Source organism: Kribbella alba (assembly GCF_039529635.1).
GTDB classification, from domain to species: Bacteria; Actinomycetota; Actinomycetes; order Propionibacteriales; family Kribbellaceae; genus Kribbella; species Kribbella alba.
In genome coordinates this window covers 188323-205450 of sequence record NZ_BAAANE010000003.1, presented here as the reverse complement: position 1 = coordinate 205450, position 17128 = coordinate 188323, and the positions used below count along the sequence as shown (strand labels likewise).

The window sequence follows — 17128 nt, the reverse complement described above, 5'->3', positions numbered from 1 at the left end:
AACGCTTGCGTCCGAAGAACCGCGGGTCAGGCCCCTCGGTCTTTCGGACGTACTAGACGACGCCGGCTGCCTTGAGTTCCTCGAGCTCGGCGGTGTCGATGCCGAGTCCGCCGTAGATCGCGGAGTTGTGCTCTCCCAGCCCTGGTGAGGTCTCCACCTGGACGGGCGAGTCGGACAGCTTGATCGGGCAGCCGACGGTCTTGAAGCTGCCGCGCTGCGGGTGCTTCACCTCGACGACCGCGCCGAGCTCGGCCAGCGTCTCGTCCTCGATCAGTTCCTTGGTGGACAGGATCGGGCCGCACGGGACGTTCAGCGCGTTCAGCTTCTCCATCACCTCGAACTTGCTGTGCTGCTCGGTCCACTGCTCGATCAGCGCGAACATCTTGTCGAGCTTGTCGAGCCGGGCGGCCGGTGTGCTCCAGTCCGGGTCGTCGGCCAGCTCGGGCTTGCCGATCAGGGCCGCGATCGGGGCCCAGCCGGGCGGCTGGACGATCACGTAGATGTAGTCGTTCGGGCCGCCGGGCGCGGTTCTGACCGCCCAGCCGGGCTGGCCGCCGCCGGACGCGTTGCCGGAGCGGGGCACCTCGTCGCCGAAGTTGTCGTTCGGGTACTCCTTCAGCGGACCGTGCGCGAGCCGCTGCTGGTCGCGGAGCTTCACCCGGCTGAGGTTCAGCACGGCCTCCTGCATCGCGACGCTGACGCGCTGGCCCTTACCGGTCTCCACCCGCTGGTAGAGCGCGGCGAGGATGCCGGCCACGAGGTGGATTCCCGTGCCGGAATCACCGATCTGAGCTCCGGTGGCGATCGGCGGGCCGTCCTCGAACCCGGTCGTGCTCATCGCGCCGCCCATCGCCTGGGCGACCACCTCGTAGGCCTTGAAGTCCTCGTACTTGCCCGGACCGAAGCCCTTGATCGAGGCGAAGATCAGTTTCGGGTTGATCAGCTGCAGGCGGTCCCAGGTGAAGCCCATCCGGTCGATCGCGCCGGGCGCGAAGTTCTCCACCAGGATGTCGGCGTCCTTCACCAGGTCGGTGAAGATCTCCTTGCCCCGCTCGGACTTCATGTTCAAGGTGATGCTGCGCTTGTTGCAGTTGAGCATCGTGAAATAGAGGCTGTCGACGTCGGGGAGGTCGCGCAGCTGCTGCCGGGTGATGTCGCCGGTGGGCGCCTCGAGCTTGACTACATCGGCGCCCAGCCAGGCGAGGATCTGGGTGCAGGACGGTCCCGACTGCACGTGGGTCATGTCGAGTACGCGGACACCTTCAAGGGCCTTACCCATCTTGGTCCTCCAGTACTGGGCGGCGACGCGCCGGCCGTGAAAGACACGGCGCGCCGCCACCGGGTTCGCTACTTGTACATGGTTTGGTTCATGGTTCCGGGCGCGTAAGCGTCCGGGTCGACCCAGACGTTGATCAGCGACGGCAGCCCCGACTCGCGGGCCCGCTGCATGGCCGGCCCGATGTCCTTGGGGTCGCGGACCTCCTCGCCGTAGCCGCCGAGCATCTTGGCGAACTCGTCGTACTTGACGTCTCCGAGGGTGTTGCCGATCCGGCCGCGGGCGTGACCGTACTTCGCCTCCTGGCCGTAGCGGATCTGGTTCATCGACGAGTTGTTGCCGACGACACCGACGAACGGCAGGTTGAAGCGCACCAGGGTCTCGAAGTCCCACCCGGTCAGCGAGAAGGCACCGTCACCGAAGAGCGCGACGACCTCCTTGTCCGGCCGGGCGTACTTGGCCGCCATCACGAACGGGATGCCGACGCCGATGGTGCCCAACGGTCCCGGGTCCATCCAGTGGCCCGGCGACTTCGGCTGCACGACGCCACCAGAGAAGGTGACGATGTCGCCGCCGTCGCCGATGTAGATCGAGTCCTCGGTGAGGAACTCGTTGATCTCGTGCGCGAGCCGCAGCGGGTGGATCGGGTTGGCGTCCGACAGCTGCCGCGGCAGCCGCTTCTGGTACGCCGCGTCCTCCTCCGCGCGCAGCTCGGAGAACCAGGCCTTGCGGTCATTCGCCTTGTTCTGGATGCGTCCCGAGGCCGCCTGGGTGACCGCTGCCAGGATCGCGCCCGGGTCGCCGACCAGGCCGAGGTCGATGTCGCGGTTCTTGCCGACCGTGCGGTAGTCCATGTCGATCTGGACCACGGTGGCGCCCTTCGGCAGCCGGCGGCCGTAACCCATCCGGAAGTCGAACGGGGTGCCGACGATCAGGATCAGGTCGGCGTTGTTGAACCCGTAGCGCCGGGACAGGTGGAAGTGGTGCGGGTCGCCGGGCGGCAGGGTGCCGCGAGCCGAGCCGTTCATGTACGCCGGTACGTTCAGCTGGCGGACGAACTCGATCGCCGCGTCACTGCCACGGGACGTCCACACCTGGGTGCCGAGCAGCACGACCGGCTTCTCGGCACGGACCAGCAGGTCCGCGAGCGCCTCGACGTTCGCCGGGTCACCGATGCTCTTGGTGGACGCACGGTAGCGGCCGCCCTCCGGGATGGTGGCCTGCTCCACCGGGACGGAGTTGTCCAGGATGTCGCGCGGGATCTCCAGGAAGGACGGGCCGGGAGCGCCGTTGTAGCACTCACGGAAGGCCATCGACACCATGTCGGCCACCCGGGCGGTGTGCGGCACCGTGGCGGCGAACTTGGTGATCGGCGTCATCATGTCGACGTGCGGCAGGTCCTGCAGCGAACCCATCTTGTGCTGGTTCAGCGCGCCCTGGCCGCCGATCAGCAGCATCGGGCTCTCCGCCCGGAAGGCGTTCGCCACACCGGTCACCGCGTCGGTGGTGCCAGGGCCGGCCGTGACCACGGCACAACCGGGCTTGCCGGTCATCCGCGCGTAGCCGTCCGCGGCGTGCGCCGCGACCTGCTCGTGCCGCACGTCCACGACGGCGATGCCCTCGTCGACGCAGCCGTCGTAGATGTCGATGATGTGACCGCCACAGAGCGTGAAGATCACGTCGATACCTTCGGCCTTCAGGGCCTTGGCCACCAGATGCCCGCCCGAGATCGTGGCGTTACTCGGCTCCGGCTCGGTCACTTCCGCAACCGCGTTTGATTCGGACACTGTTTGGGCCATCTGTGCAGTCATCTCCTCGTGGAAGGTTCGCTCTGCCTGGGTGCTGCATCTATCTCGTGACCACACCTGCTGAGAAGCTACTCAGTAGATTGCATACCGTATGGTGTAGTCGTAGTCATATCGCACCGTCGAACCAGTTGTCCAGAGTTCGACACCCGGCAGAATTCTTAGCGACGACTGTATGCAGTATCCCGTATGCTTGTCACGTCTCCATGATCCAGGTCACCACGAGCACGGGAGCCAAGATGACGATCCACGACGAACTCGACCGCACCCGGCGAGCCGTGCAGGGCCTGGAGAAAGCCCTTACAGGGTTGAGGAACCAGCTCGGCCCGCACCTCGACGTACTGCGCCTGATGGACGACGTCGCGCGGTGCTCCGCGGACCTCCGGCGGCTGGAAGAGCAGGTGCGTGCTCCGCGTGCGCGGGAGCTCTTGGTGATTCCCGACGGTGACTACGACCACGCTCTGTGGGGCGCCGGCGATGTGGACCACGAGGGGCTCGGCGCACCGGGCCGCCGAGCCCCTTGAGGGTTTCAAACAGTTGCTAGGCACTGCTTGAGCAACTGCCTGAGCCGTATGTCGCTGTCGCCGTCCGAGGCTCGGGCGGTGACAGCGACGGCCTCTGCGGCGTGTTCCGTCGCCACGAAGTTCCGGTATACCGGCTCACTGATCCTTAGCCGGTCGAACACGGGGAGCCACCAGCGGGCGATCCCGCCCGGTTGCTGATCAGCCGGGCGTGAGGCCAGGAGGTACCCCGCTGTCTGCTGAGCGCGGCCGAGGCGGCTGCGCTCATCCCTGCTGATCTCGCCCGGACTGGTGAGTGCGGTGGAGACACAGAGGGCGACCAGCCGTGCCGAGACGTCGAAGCCGGGCTGCGCCGTCCCCAGGAAGGAAGGCGCCAGCGGGAGAAGGGCCCGACGGCCCGCTCGGCTGCTGTAGTCATGGACGGCGCGGGCAATCGAGCCGAGCGTGGGGTGTACGCAGCTCGGATGGTCCGTCCACGGTTCCCTGGCGAGCTTGGAGACGAGCTCCAGCACGCAAGGTTCGGGGCGTTCCGCTCGGGCGTAGTGCGCCTTCCCTGGGAGGTCCGCGAACTGGTTGCCGGGACCGCTGAGCGTGGCCCCGGCTTCCACCCGGCTCACTCGCCCGGCCGCACAGAGCCCGCTACCGGCGTCCCCAACTGAGGTCGAACCGGTAGAGCCGGGTAGCCCGGTTGCTTGAGGAAACGCACGATCAGCGCCGTCACCAGTCCGAGCAGACCTGCACCAAGGAAGAGCGGCCGGTAGCCGACCGTCCCGACCAGGCTGGCCGTCACACCAATGCCGAGCAGACCACCTGCGGCCTTCGCGCTGTAGAGGATCGCCTGGTTCTGCAGCAGGCTGTTCTCGCCGAAGAACTCCAGCACCAGGTTGGCCATGATCGCGTAGAAGGCGCCACCGCCCAGGCCGGCGAACATCGCGCAGGCGACGAACGCCCAGCCCACACCGGACTCGCCCGCCAGCACGAGTCCGACGTGGGTGAACCCCTCGATCATCAACACCGCCGCGAGCACCCTGCGCCGCCCGAACCGGTCGGACAGGTGCCCGGCGAACGACCTGCCGAGACCGTTCACAGCGGCAAGCAATCCGGCGGCGAACCCCGCCACCGCCGCACCGAGTTCCGCCTCGATCGCGTAGCTGACGACGAACGCGATCCCGAACAGCGACAGCGCAGTACTGAGGGCCAACGTCAGCCACATCAGCGGCAGGGCGCCGGTACGCATCGCTTCGGCCGGGCGGTAGTGGCGGACCGCGGGGAGGTTGTGACCGACACTCCGGTTCAGCTTGCGATCCACGGCCCAAGCCTGCGCGTCGATAGCCGCGGGCCACCAGTGCCGCGGCGGATCCTTGAGTACGCCGCCCGCGGTCATCACGATCAGCAGAGCGACCACCGCGGTCAGGTCGAACGCGAGCCGCTGGCCGGCGGCCGACTCGAAGATGCTGAGCAACGCGATGCTCGGCACAGCTCCGACCGCGAACCCGCCAGTGACGAAGCCGATCGTCGCGACCCTCTTGTCCGGGAACCACCTTGCCGCGGTGGTGATGCAGGCGGCGTACACGAGGCCTGCTCCGGTTCCCCCGACCAGTGCGTAGCCGAAGACGACCGCGGCATAACTGGTCGAGTGCGCCAGCGTCGTGAGACCGACCGCCGCGAGGACACCGCCCAGTACTACGAGTTGGGTCGGCGTGGCCCGCCGTACTCGTTGGGCCCAGGCGGCCGGGATCGCCACCAACGCCTGACAAGCCACGAACAGAGCGAGCAGCCACATCGTCTGTGCGGCCCCCCAGCCGCGGCTCGACTCCAGGCCGAGAGCGGCGGAACCGAAGGAGTACTGCAGCGGGCTGATCGCGACCATGCAAGCCCACGCGGCCCAGAGCTGCCAGCGCCTCGAGTGGCCGGTGAGCTCCTGGGGGTCCTCGCCGATCCGATACTGCCTGCCGTACACATCACGCACGTCTCTTGGAGGCGTGCTTGGGTTCGCGTCGTTCATCGTCGCCTCCTGACTACTGCATACCGTATGGAACGTTGGTACTCCTCTGTGCCATGGGTTGTCCAGAGGTGAGGCCTTGTGAACGATTGTGCATACAGCATACAGTCGTCACAATTGCTCAGCGCTGGCCCGAGGAGGACTGTCCGTGGATCTGATGGAGTACCAAGCCAAAGAGCTCTTCGCCCGGCACCAGGTGCCGGTCACCCTGGGACGGGTGGTCGAGGATGCGTCCGACGCGGCAGCGGCCGCCGAGGCGCTGGGCGGCCGGGTGGTGGTCAAGGCCCAGGTGAAGGCCGGCGGCCGTGGGAAGGCGGGCGGCGTGAAGCTGGCCGCGAACCCGGCCGAGGCCACCGACCGTGCCCGCGACATCCTCGGCATGGACATCAAGGGGCACACGGTCCGCCGCGTGCTGCTCGCACCCGCCGCCGACATCGCGGCGGAGTACTACTTCTCCTTCCTGGTCGACCGGGCCAACCGCAACTATCTGTGCATCGCGAGCACCGAGGGCGGGGTCGAGATCGAGGAGGTCGCGCACACCAACCCGGACGCGATCGCCAAGGTCTCGATCGACCCGGCCACCGGTGTCGACGAGGCGAAGGCGGCCGAGATCGTCGCAGCGGCGGGTTTTCCGGCCGAGGCGGCCTCCGTAGTACAGGCACTGTGGGACGTGTTCATCGCGGAGGACGCCTCGCTGGTGGAGGTGAACCCCCTGGTCAGGCTGGCGGACGGCTCACTGGAGGCGCTCGACGGCAAGGTCACCCTGGACGAGAACGCGGCGTACCGGCATCCCGACCACGCGGCGTTCGACGACAAGGCCGCCGCCGACCCGCTCGAGGCCGCGGCCCACGAGAAGGGCCTGAACTACGTCAAGCTCGACGGGTCCGTCGGCATCATCGGCAACGGCGCCGGCCTGGTCATGTCCACCCTCGACGTGGTCGCGTACGCCGGTGAGAAGCACGGCGGGGTCAAGCCGGCGAACTTCCTCGACATCGGCGGCGGCGCGTCCGCCGAGGTGATGGCGAACGGGCTGAGCATCATCCTGGGCGACGAGCAGGTTCGCAGCGTGTTCGTGAACGTGTTCGGCGGCATCACCGCCTGCGACGCGGTCTCGAACGGGATCGTGCAGGCACTCGAACTGCTCGGCGACAAGGCGAACAAGCCGCTCGTCGTCCGGCTGGACGGCAACAACGTGGACGAGGGCCGCCGGATCCTCGCGAAGGCGAACCACCCGCTGGTGACGGTGGTCGACACCATGGACGGCGCCGCTGACCGCGCCGCCGAGCTGGCCGCGCAGGCCTGAGGAGGCAACGGATATGGCAATCTTCCTGACCGAGAACAGCAGGGTCGTCGTGCAGGGCATGACCGGGTCCGAGGGACAGAAGCACACCACCCGGATGCTTGCCGCAGGCACCAATATCGTCGGCGGCGTGACGCCGGGCAAGGGCGGCCAGTCGGTCGACTTCGCCAAGCGGTCGATCCCGGTCTACGGCTCGTGTGCCGACGCGGTGAAGTCCACCGGCGCCGATGTGTCGGTCGTCTTCGTGCCGCCGAAGTTCACCAAGGGCGCGGTGCTCGAGGCGATCGACGCCGGGATCCCCCTGGTCGTGGTGATCACCGAGGGCGTGCCGGTGCACGACACGGCCGCGTTCTTCGCGCACGCGCAGGCCGCGGGGACCCGGATCATCGGGCCTAACTCCCCCGGCCTGATCAGCCCCGGCCGCGCGAACGCGGGCATCATTCCTGCCGACATCGCCGGGGCAGGCCGGATCGGCCTGGTGTCGAAGTCGGGCACGCTGACCTACCAGATGATGTACGAACTGCGCGAGTACGGCTTCACCACCGCGATCGGCATCGGCGGCGACCCGATCATCGGGACGACGCACATCGATGCCCTGCAGGCGTTCCAGGACGACCCGGACACGGACGCGATCGTGATGATCGGCGAGATCGGCGGCGACGCCGAGGAGCGGGCCGCGGCCTTCATCAAGGACCACGTCACCAAGCCGGTCGTCGGTTACGTCGCCGGTTTCACCGCGCCCGAGGGCAAGACGATGGGCCACGCCGGCGCCATCGTCTCCGGCTCCTCCGGCACGGCCGCCGCCAAGCAGGACGCCCTCGAAGCCGTGGGCGTCAAGGTCGGTAAGACGCCCAGCGAGGCCGCGCAGCTGATGCGTGACGCCCTCGAACAACTCCTCGTCCACTGAGAAGGGGATGACCGTGAACACCTCACCACCGGGAGCTGTGAAGAAGATCGGTTTCATCGGGCTCGGCATCATGGGCTCGCACATGGCCGCCAACCTGATCCGGGCCGGCTACGACGTGACCGGGTACGACGTCGTGCCCGCGTCCGTCGACAGGCTCCTCCAGGCCGGCGGCAAACCCGCGCCGAGCATCGCCGAGGCGGTCGCCGGCGCCGAGGTCGTCATCACCATGTTGCCGGACTCGCCGCAGGTCTCGGAGGTCGTGCTCGGGCCGGGCGGAGTACTGGAGTCCGCAGCGCCGGGGGTACTGCTGGTCGACATGAGCTCGATCGCGCCCGAGACCTCCATCGCAGTGGCGACGGCAGGCACGGAGAAGGGCGTGCGCGTGCTCGACGCGCCCGTCAGCGGTGGCGAGCAAGGGGCCATCAAGGCATCGCTGTCCATCATGGTGGGCGGCTCGGCGGAGGACTTCGCGGCGGCTCAGCCCGTCTTCGAGCACCTCGGCCGGACGATCGTGCACGTCGGCGGCCATGGCGCGGGCCAGACGGTCAAGGCAGCCAACCAGCTGATGGTCGCGGGCATCATCGCCCTAGTCAGCGAGGCCATCGTGCTGCTCGAGGCCTCCGGCGTCGACGGTGAGCGCGCGCTCGAGGTGCTCGCGGGCGGCCTGGCCGGCAACCGCATCCTGGACCTCAAGTCCGAATCGATGCTCGCCCGCCGGTTCGAGCCGGGCTTCCGGATCGACCTGCACCACAAGGACATGGGCATCGCCCTGGCCTCAGCCCGCGCCGCGGGCGTCTCGCTCCCCGTCACCGGCGTCGTTGCCCAGCTGGTCGCGGCCGCCCGCGCCACCGGCCACGGCTCCGACGACCATTCCGCCCTGCTCACCGTCATCGAGCAACTCTCCGGCCGCTCAGCCTGAGCCAGCCCCTGGCCGATACCTGACACGCCGCCGGTGGCCCCGCCCCAGTACGCCGGTACGCGGGGGCTGAGGTCTCCCGCCGACTCGCGCCCGACGGCGGCTCCTACGGCTTCCGGCAGGACCCTTCTTGCGGAGGGGTTACCCACCGATCTGGTGGGTTGCCCCTCCGTATTCTGCTGGGGCAACCCACCATTTGCCGCGGCAACCCGCCATTTGAGGGCAACCCACCATTTGAGGGCGCAACCCACCAGTTGAGGGGTAACCCGTCAGTTGAGGGGCACCCCCCAGCTGACGGGGTAACCCACCACTTGAGGGCGCAACCCACCATCTGCGGGGGCAACCCAGCATTTGAGGGGGCAACCCACGCTTCGACGGGGTAAGCCCCGCAGCGCCGGCCGGAGCCACGGCATCGCGGCTACCCGGAGCGGGAGCCGGCCTTGTCTCGGGGATCGGCCGCGCCTGCAGCCGCAGTACGGAGGGCCGGTGGTCAGCCACGGAATGGCGGAAGCGGGCCGACTTGTTGGAACAGGTGGGCCCGGAGGCGCGCTGGGGCGAGGCGCGCAGCTCCGGGCTCACCTGGCTTTCAGGCGCCGGGCGTCACCACGGCGGTAGGCGCGTGGGCCAACGACGGCCCGGTCCCCACCTTCATCGACAGCAGGTCAGCGACAGCGTGCACGGCCCGCAAGGTGGGAGCCTTCGTCGCGGTCAGGTCCGCTAGCTCGACCACCGCCGCGAGGATCACGTCCAGCTCCAGCGGCTTGTCCTTCTCGAGATCCTGCAGCATCGACGTCTTGTGGTCGCCGACCCGCTCGGCCCCGTCGATCCGCTTGTCCACGGAGATCTCCGGCCGGCAGCCGACGGCCGCCGCGATCTCGAGGGTCTCCTCCATCATCAGCCGGATCATCGCCCGCGTGCCCGAGTGCGTGGCGATCTCCACCATCGTGGCCCGCGCCAGCGCGCTGATCGGGTTGAACGCCGCGTTCCCGAGCAGCTTGATCCAGATGTCCTCGCGGATGTCCTCCTCGACCGGGCACTTCAGGCCGCCGGCGATCATCGCCTCGCTGAATTCGAGGCACCGGTCGCTCTTGCCGCCGCCGGGCTCCCCGATCGAGAACCGGGTGCCTTCGAGGTGTCTGACCACCCCGGGGCCTTCCAGCTCGGTCGAGCAGTACACGACACAGCCGACGGCTCGCTCGAGTGACAGGACGCGGGTCACCTCACCACCCGGGTCCACCGACTCGATCCGACGGCCTTCGTACGGACCCGACAGCCCGTGGAAGTACCACCAGGGGATGCCGTTCTGCGCGGCGACCACGGCGGTCTTCTCGTGCAGCAGCGGTTCGATCAGCGGACCACAGGAGGCATAGGAGTTGGCCTTCAGCCCGAGGAAGACGTAGTCCACCGGACCGATCTCAGCCGGGTCGTCCGTCGCCGGAGTGCGCGCCAGCCAGTCGCCCCGCGGGCTGTAGACCTGGACGCCGTTCTTCCGGATCGCCTGCAGATGGGGGCCGCGGGCAACCAGATGGACCTCGGTCCCGCCGCGGTGCAGGGCCGCGCCGACGTAGGCACCGATCGCGCCGGCACCGAGAACAGCAACTCTCATCGCGAATCCCTCCTAATCCCGCAGGCCGGAAGCGGTCGGGATCGGGTGCCGGACCTCGTCCAGCTCCTCGAACTCGATCACGTTGTCGATCTCGGTCCCCATCGAGACGTTGGTGATGCGCTCGAGGATCACCTCGACCATGATCGGCACCCGGTGCTCGACCATCATCTTCTTCGCCTGTTCCAGCGCGGGCAGGATGCCGTCGGGCTCGAACACCCGCAACGCCTTGCAGCCAAGGCCTTCCGCCACCTTCGCATGGTCGACGCCGTACCCGTTCAGCTCCGGGGTGTTGATGTTGTCGAACGCGAGCTGGACGCAGTAGTCCATGTCGAAGTTGCGCTGCGCCTGCCGGATCAGACCGAGATAGGCGTTGTTCACCACGACGTGGATGTAGGGGATGTTGAACTGGGCGCCGACCGCGAGTTCCTCGATCAGGAACTGGAAGTCGTAGTCGCCCGACAGTGCCACGACGGTCGCCTCGGGATCAGCGACCGCGACGCCGAGCGCAGCCGGACCGGTCCAGCCGAGCGGACCGGCCTGGCCGGCGTTGATCCAGTGCCGCGGACGGTAGACGTGCAGCATCTGGGCGGCCTGGATCTGCGACAGCCCGATCGTGGAGACATAGCGGGTGTCCGGTCCGAAGGCATTGTTCATCTCCTGGTACACCCGTTGCGGCTTCACCGGGACGTTGTCGAAGTCCGTACGCCGTTGCAGCGTGCGCTTGCGTTCGCGACAAGCCGCCGACCATTCCGAGCGGTCAGGCAAAGGTCCTTGCTGGGCGTGCTCGCGGGTCACATGAACCAGGACTTCGAGCGCGGCCTTCGCGTCCGACACGACGCCGAGATCAGGCGCGAACACCCGGCCGATCTGGGTCGGCTCGATATCGACGTGGACGAACTTGCGGCCCGCCCGGTAGGTGTCGAGGCCACCGGTGTGCCGGTTCGCCCAGCGGTTGCCGATGCCGATCACCAGGTCCGACGCCAGCAGGGTTTCGTTGCCATAGCGGTGCGAGGTCTGCAGGCCGACCATGCCGGCCATCAGCCGGTGGTCGTCCGGAATCGTCCCCCAACCCATCAGGGTCGGTACGACGGGCACGCCGTTCAGCTCGGCGAACTCCACCAGCAGCTCGGCCGCATCGGCGTTCACGATGCCGCCGCCGGCCACGATCAACGGGCGTTCGGCCTCGCCCAGCAGCTGCAGCACCTTCTCGGCCTGGGCGACGCTCATCCGCGGAGTCGCCACCGGCAGCGGCGCGTACAGCTCGGGGTCGAAGTCGATCTCCGTCAGCTGGACGTCGATCGGCAGGTCGATCAGCACTGGTCCGGGACGACCGGTGCGCATCAGCTGGAACGCCTTCTGGAACGCCCCCGGCACTTGCGCTGCCTCGAGCACGGTGACAGCCCACTTGGTCACCGGTTCGGCGATCGAGGTGATGTCGACGGCCTGGAAGTCCTCCTTGTGCAACTTCGCCACCGGCGCCTGGCCGGTGATGCACAGGATCGGGATGGAGTCCGCCGAGGCGGAGTACAGGCCGGTGATCATGTCGGTGCCGGCCGGTCCCGACGTGCCGACGCAGACGCCGATGTTCCCGGCCTTCGCCCGGGTGTAGCCCTCCGCCATGTGGGAGGCGCCCTCGACGTGGCGGGCGAGCACGTGCTTGAGCTCACCCTGCGCGCGGACCGCGTTGTAGAACGGGTTGATGGCCGCACCGGGGAGGCCGAACAGGTTGGTGATGCCCTCGCGACGGAGGATCTCCACCGCCGCGCGGGCGGCAGTCATTCGTGGCATGCCTGGCTCCTTCTCAATCGGTGCGGTGGATCCAGTCGAAGCTCTCGGTCGTTGCGGCGCTGGGCTTGTACTCCAGCCCGATCCAGCCGTCGTAGCCGACCGCCCGCAACTCCTCGAAGTACTGGTCGATCGGGATCTTTCCGGTGCCGGGCTCGTTGCGGCCCGGTGCGTCGGCGATCTGCACGTGCGCGATGCGGTCCGCGTAGGTCGCGATCGCCCGGCTCACGTCGTCCCCGTTGACGGTCAGGTGGTAGAGATCCGCCAGCAGGCCGAGGCTGGTCACCCCGGACTCGCGGACCACCCGGTCGATCACGTTCACCGCGTCGGCCGCGGTGAGCAGCGGATACCTGTCCGCTCCGCTCACTGGTTCGACCAGCACGGTGCCGCCGATGGAACCGGCCGCGGTGGCGGCCAGTGCCAGGTTCTCGGCGCCCAGCTGATCCTGGGCTTCGGGCCAGACGCCCTCGACGCGGTTGCCGTACAACGCGTTGAAAGCAAGGCATCCCAGCCGTTCGCCGATCCCCAGCGTCACCGCGATGTTGTCGCGGAACTCCAGCGATCGTTGCGGCCAGGACACCAGGCCGCGGTCGCCGCCGGGCATGTCCCCGGCCGCGAAGTTCAGTCCGACCAGCTGGACGCCGGCGTCGCGGATCGCGCGTTCGAACGCGTCGACCTCGGCGTCGCCGGGCAGGGCGGAGTCGAACGGCCACCAGAACTCCACCGCCTCGAAACCGGCGGATCGGGCGGCACTCGGTCTTTGCAGTAAGGGCAGCTCGGTGAACAGGATCGAGCAGTTCACAGCCAGCTTGGGCGCACTCTCCATGGGTCCCGCCTTCCGGAGGGGCTCGGTATACCGCATACAGTAGGCTGACGCCTGAATCCGGTCAAGGCATGACATAGCTCACATTTCCGATCTCTTGATAGGCGGCTCCTTTCGTCGGTCGCGGTAAGCGCTCGCCGACTCAACGAGGCCCGGAAGGCATCCGTGGAAGGATGTTGCGATGACTCGAGCCGACGCGCCCCGGCTGCCGGTGATCTGGATCGGCGGGTCGCCCGGTGCGGGAAAGTCCACGCGGGCCAGGGAGTTGGCACATCCGGTCGGTCCGGCTGCCAGCAGACGTGGTCCGGGACTCCCGACCAGTACGACGTACGCCGGGGTGACGGCTGGCTGCTAGCTGAACATCCTTAGGCGGTGTGGTCCACCGCGATGCCGGGGTGCGTGGCGAGCGCGTTGCGACGGCGTACGTCGAGGGGCGACGGACGGCGGGTCAGTCGCTTGTCCAGCAAGGTGGCTGCGTCGTCTCCGCGGTCGCCGATCATCAGTTCGTGCGGAGCCGCGAGCCGGGAGGAGTGCGCCCGAACCGCTGGGCGAGAGAGGTACGCCGCTACCCCGGTGGCGACGTCCGCAGCTTGAGTCCGGATCTCCGGCATGGCGGTCGATTCCCAGAGGCTGCCGCGTCGGAGCGCGCCCAGCGTCCACAGCGGCGCCAGACGTCCCGTGGCTCCGAGAATCCGCCCATCGTCCGCGGTGTCCAGCCCTAGGCCTGCCGACCCAGCACGAGCCAGGCCGCACGCGAGCAAGGACGCCAGCAGTGGGTCGGCGCTCGCATCCCCGACAGGTCCGGTGCAGTTGACCACAGCACCCACTGTCATGGCTGTGCCGTCGCTGAGCAGGACCCGGATGGCATCGCCCGTGTCCTCGGCAGCTACCACCTCGCCGGTGTGCTGGCAGAGCCGCCCGGACTCGCGTACGGCGGCCAGTCGCTCCGCGGTCACGGGTGCCATGCGGTGGCGATGCGCGTCCCACGCCCGCGCGTCGTTGCGGAGGAACTCCTGCTTGTCGCTGTCGGACAACCGCTTCCACACCTGCGCAGTGATCGGTCGCAGCCCGTCGATCGCGGCCCGCCAGTCACCAGTACGCCGTACCGTCTGGGCAACGTGCCGCCGCAGCGTCGAGCGCAGGGAATCCAGACTGTCTGCCTCGGCCAGCTCCGCGGGCGCCGGCACCGGCGGCGTCTTCTCCGAGCGATGCACAGCCGGTACTACGCCGTGGCGCGACACCGCATGCAAGGGCCGGCTCGGCCTATCCGCGGCGAGCACCACGTCAACCATCGTGAGACCCGTGCCGACCAGCAGGACATCTGTGTCAGGCAGTCCGTCCAGCACGCCCGGCACCCATGGGTCGCGGACGAACCGGTCGGAGGTGAGCAGGCCGGGAGGTGCCCAGGCGACGCCAGGCGAAGTACCGGTGGCCAGAACCGCGGCGTCCGCCGCGAGCGTCTCACCCGAGTCGAATCGAAGAACGACCTGGCGGCCGGTGGTGTGGTCGACAGCCACGACGCGGTCATGCCGGCGGACCAAGCGGGCAGAGGAACGCCGGGCGCTGGCGGCGAGGTGGTCGGCAAGGTAGTCGCCGTAGCGAGCGCGGGCGACGAAGGTGGAGGACTTGATATTTGCGTCGACGTGCTCGTGCAGCCAGTTGACGAAGTCGTCCGCCTCGTCCGGGAGGGCGCTCATCCCCGCCGCGGGGACGTTGAGCAGGTGCCGACCGTCCGGTGTCGAGTAGGCGACCCCCCGTGCTGTCGCCCGGTCCGGATCGATCAGGACCACCCGCAGGGCCCGGTCGGTGGCATCCAGCAGTCTCGCGGCGGTCAGCGCGCCGGCGGCACCCGCGCCGATCACGGCGACCGTACAGTCGGCCTTGCCCTCGGTCATTCGATCCGCCCCCCGCAGGCATAAAACCCTAGTTAACCAATCGACTTACTAGTCTGAAGGTAGTCGATCGTGGGCGCGATCGCCAGCGTCATGCGCCGGTCGTGGAGGTCGAGCGGCGCAGCGCCAGGGCGAGTTCTTCGAGGGCCGGCAGCGCGTCGACGATCGAGCGGACCGACTCAGCCGGGAGTTCGTCCAGGCACTGGCCGATCGCCTCGCTGCGGAGCAGTTTCACCCGCTCGTGCAGCAGGCGGCCCGAATCCGTCGCCTCGACCCGGATCGCGCGGAGATCATCCGGATTCGGGTCGCGCTGGATCAGTCCGAGCTCGGTCAACCTGCCCACCACCCGGGACAGCATGGTCGGGTTGAGCCCCTCGAGCTGAGCCAGGTCGGTCAGGCCCAGCGGACCGCGGAACGCGATCAGGCCCAGCACCGAGGCCTGGGTCGGCGTCAGCCCCTCACCGGTCGCCGTGGCGTTGAGCTCGCGCGCGAGCTTGAGGACCACGCCGCGGAGCTTGCTCAACGTCTCGGTGTCTGTCATGTGAACATCCCCTTTATTGCCTGCTGGCAAGCAACGTACTCTGAGAATCAATGGAACGATCAGGTTCACCTCAGCGCAGCGACGCGACCGACGCTCTCGTCGACGTACCCACCGAAGACGTTTCCGCCGGCCTGACCACCGGAAACGTCGCCGTCGAAGCACCACCCGGGGATGAGCCGCAGGCCCACCGCCGGATCGTCTTCGGCATCGTCTCCATCGCGCTGCTGATGGCCTCGATCGATCAGACCATAGTGGCCACCGCGCTCAACGCCATCCGTGGCGACCTGCACGCGGAGCTGAACTGGAGCGGCTGGACGATCACCATCTACGCGCTCGGCCAGATCATCGTGATGCCGCTGGCCGGGCGCCTGGGCGACCAGTTCGGCCGGAAGCGGATCTTCCTCGGCGCGGCGGTCCTGTTCACCATCGCCTCGCTGGCCTGCAGCCTCGCCGACAGCATCTACCTGCTGGTGATCTTCCGCGCTTTCCAGGCGATCGGCGGCGGCGCGTTCATGCCGACGGCGACCGGGATCGTGGCCGAGCAGTTCGGCCGCGACCGGGACCGCGCGGTCGGGATGTTCACCAGCATCTTCCCGATCGGGGGCATCCTCGGCCCGATCGTCGGCGGTGTGATCGTCACCTACTGGTCCTGGCGGGAGATCTTCCTGGTCAACGTGCCGGCGGGAATCCTGCTGATCGCGCTCGCTGCCCGATTCATCCCGCACAGCGCACCCAAGGCCGCCTCGCGCGTCGACGCCCTCGGCGCGGGGTTACTCGCGCTGACCATGCTCTGCGGGATGTTCGGGATCAGTGCGCTCGGCGGTAGCGGCGCCGGGCCGGGCGATCCGCTGTTCATCGGGAGCGAGGTGCTCGCACTGACCTTCGGCTTCCTGTTCGTCCGGCACGCGAGCCGGGCGGCCAACCCGTTCATCCCGATCATGCTGCTGCGCGGCCGCGGCTTCGGCGTGATGAACGCGATCAACCTGATGTACGGCGCTGCCGTGCTCGGGTTCGGCGCACTCGTCCCGCTGTACGCCGAATCGCGGTACGGCATCCAGCCGCTGGAGGCAGGGACGTTGCTCACGGCAAGGGCCGTCGGGATGATCTGCGTAGCCAGCCTCGCCGTGTTCGCGCTCCGGCGTACCGGTATTCGCGCTCCCATGATCGGCGGGTTCCTGATGATCGCGGGCGGCATGACGATCATGTCCCTCGCCCCGCACGGGATGACGCCGTACGCCTGGCTGGCAGCCGCGGCCGGAGTCACGGGTGTCGGCATGGGGTTGTCCATCCCGGCCTCCAACAACGCGAGCCTGCAGTTGGCGCCGGACCAGATCTCCGCCATCGCCGGGTTGCGGGGGATGTTCCGGCAGTCCGGCGGCATCATCGCGGTGTCCGTCACCACCACGCTGCTGGCTCACAGCGCCAACGCCGGCTCCTCCCAGGCCCACACCTTCGTCGTCTTCGCCGCGGGGCTCCTGTTGATCGTGCCCTTCACCTTCCTCGTCCCCGACCACCGCGGCTCCTGGTAACCGCGAAGTTCTGCCTGATCAGGTGCCGCGGCGCCGTGGATCCGTTACCGACCGGATCTATGTGCTACCGTTTTCGTCGGTTGCAGTTTTGCAGTTCCACGTTCGTTTTGAGACGCCCGCGGAGTATGTGATCCGCAGGGCGTTTTCTCATTTCCGGGCCTTGGTCCGATGTGGGAGGGCTCGTTCGGCAGCCTGGGATCGGCACCCGCCGCGCCCATCAACTCG

15 protein-coding genes are annotated in these 17128 nt (G+C 68.3%); 6 read left to right on the top strand and 9 right to left on the bottom strand.

Going from position 1 to position 17128, the window contains the following annotated elements:
- Positions 1 to 52: 52 nt before the first annotated feature.
- Together frc and ABD210_RS05300 are read right to left on the bottom strand one after the other, a co-directional pair.
- Positions 53 to 1279 carry a formyl-CoA transferase gene (frc, locus tag ABD210_RS05305; protein ID WP_344109393.1) on the bottom strand — a complete coding sequence of 409 codons (1227 nt, stop codon included), beginning with the start codon at positions 1277 to 1279 and terminating at the stop codon, positions 53 to 55.
- A 68-nt stretch (positions 1280 to 1347) separates the two neighbouring features.
- Positions 1348 to 3036, bottom strand: coding sequence for a thiamine pyrophosphate-binding protein (locus ABD210_RS05300; RefSeq protein ID WP_344109391.1), 1689 nt, complete (start codon positions 3034 to 3036; stop codon positions 1348 to 1350).
- A 251-nt stretch (positions 3037 to 3287) separates the two neighbouring features.
- On the opposite strand from ABD210_RS05300, the gene ABD210_RS05295 reads away from it, so the two are divergent.
- Positions 3288 to 3605, top strand: a complete 318-nt coding sequence (locus tag ABD210_RS05295) for a hypothetical protein (RefSeq protein WP_344109389.1) — start codon at positions 3288 to 3290, stop codon at positions 3603 to 3605.
- 5 nt (positions 3606 to 3610) lie between these two features.
- On the opposite strand, the gene ABD210_RS05290 is transcribed toward ABD210_RS05295, so the two are convergent.
- Positions 3611 to 4219 (bottom strand): hypothetical protein, encoded by a 609-nt coding sequence (locus tag ABD210_RS05290; RefSeq protein ID WP_344109386.1) that lies wholly within the window; start codon positions 4217 to 4219, stop codon positions 3611 to 3613.
- Positions 4216 to 5607: an OFA family MFS transporter gene (locus tag ABD210_RS05285; protein ID WP_344109384.1), complete on the bottom strand. Its 1392-nt coding sequence runs from the start codon at positions 5605 to 5607 to the stop codon at positions 4216 to 4218. Before ABD210_RS05285 ends, ABD210_RS05290 begins: the two co-directional genes overlap by 4 nt.
- Positions 5608 to 5752: 145 nt before the next feature.
- Between ABD210_RS05285 and sucC the strand changes: the two genes are divergently transcribed.
- Genes sucC through ABD210_RS05270 form a run of 3 tightly spaced genes read left to right on the top strand, consistent with a single transcriptional unit; the run spans position 5753 to position 8730 of the window.
- On the top strand, positions 5753 to 6907 hold the full coding sequence (sucC, locus tag ABD210_RS05280) for an ADP-forming succinate--CoA ligase subunit beta (RefSeq protein ID WP_344109382.1): 1155 nt from the start codon (positions 5753 to 5755) through the stop codon (positions 6905 to 6907).
- 13 nt (positions 6908 to 6920) lie between these two features.
- Positions 6921 to 7811, top strand: a complete 891-nt coding sequence (gene sucD, locus ABD210_RS05275; RefSeq protein ID WP_344109380.1) for a succinate--CoA ligase subunit alpha — start codon at positions 6921 to 6923, stop codon at positions 7809 to 7811.
- Between the two features lie 13 nt (positions 7812 to 7824).
- A complete protein-coding gene (locus tag ABD210_RS05270; protein ID WP_344109378.1) occupies positions 7825 to 8730 on the top strand; it encodes a 2-hydroxy-3-oxopropionate reductase in 906 nt (301 codons plus the stop codon).
- 583 nt (positions 8731 to 9313) lie between these two features.
- Here the strand turns inward: ABD210_RS05270 and ABD210_RS05265 are convergent.
- From ABD210_RS05265 to ABD210_RS05255, 3 genes are read right to left on the bottom strand one after another with little or no spacing between them, the layout of a single operon-like run.
- Positions 9314 to 10333 carry a 2-dehydropantoate 2-reductase gene (locus ABD210_RS05265; protein WP_344109376.1) on the bottom strand — a complete coding sequence of 340 codons (1020 nt, stop codon included), beginning with the start codon at positions 10331 to 10333 and terminating at the stop codon, positions 9314 to 9316.
- Between the two features lie 12 nt (positions 10334 to 10345).
- A complete protein-coding gene (gcl, locus tag ABD210_RS05260) occupies positions 10346 to 12121 on the bottom strand; it encodes a glyoxylate carboligase (protein ID WP_344109374.1) in 1776 nt (591 codons plus the stop codon).
- Positions 12122 to 12134: 13 nt separating this feature from the next.
- Positions 12135 to 12944, bottom strand: coding sequence for a hydroxypyruvate isomerase family protein (locus ABD210_RS05255; protein ID WP_344109372.1), 810 nt, complete (start codon positions 12942 to 12944; stop codon positions 12135 to 12137).
- Positions 12945 to 13122: 178 nt separating this feature from the next.
- Between ABD210_RS05255 and ABD210_RS05250 the strand changes: the two genes are divergently transcribed.
- The gene (locus ABD210_RS05250; protein ID WP_344109370.1) at positions 13123 to 13296 is read left to right on the top strand and encodes a hypothetical protein; all 174 of its coding nucleotides are present in this window, start codon (positions 13123 to 13125) and stop codon (positions 13294 to 13296) included.
- A 10-nt stretch (positions 13297 to 13306) separates the two neighbouring features.
- Here ABD210_RS05250 and ABD210_RS05245 read toward each other — a convergent pair whose 3' ends face one another.
- Both ABD210_RS05245 and ABD210_RS05240 read right to left on the bottom strand, forming a co-directional pair.
- On the bottom strand, positions 13307 to 14836 hold the full coding sequence (locus tag ABD210_RS05245) for an FAD/NAD(P)-binding protein (protein ID WP_344109368.1): 1530 nt from the start codon (positions 14834 to 14836) through the stop codon (positions 13307 to 13309).
- 88 nt (positions 14837 to 14924) lie between these two features.
- Positions 14925 to 15374 carry a MarR family winged helix-turn-helix transcriptional regulator gene (locus tag ABD210_RS05240; protein WP_344109366.1) on the bottom strand — a complete coding sequence of 150 codons (450 nt, stop codon included), beginning with the start codon at positions 15372 to 15374 and terminating at the stop codon, positions 14925 to 14927.
- A 50-nt stretch (positions 15375 to 15424) separates the two neighbouring features.
- Here ABD210_RS05240 and ABD210_RS05235 point away from each other — a divergent pair, with 50 nt between their 5' ends.
- The gene (locus ABD210_RS05235) at positions 15425 to 16903 is read left to right on the top strand and encodes an MFS transporter (protein WP_344109364.1); all 1479 of its coding nucleotides are present in this window, start codon (positions 15425 to 15427) and stop codon (positions 16901 to 16903) included.
- The last annotated feature ends 225 nt before the right edge of the window (positions 16904 to 17128 follow it).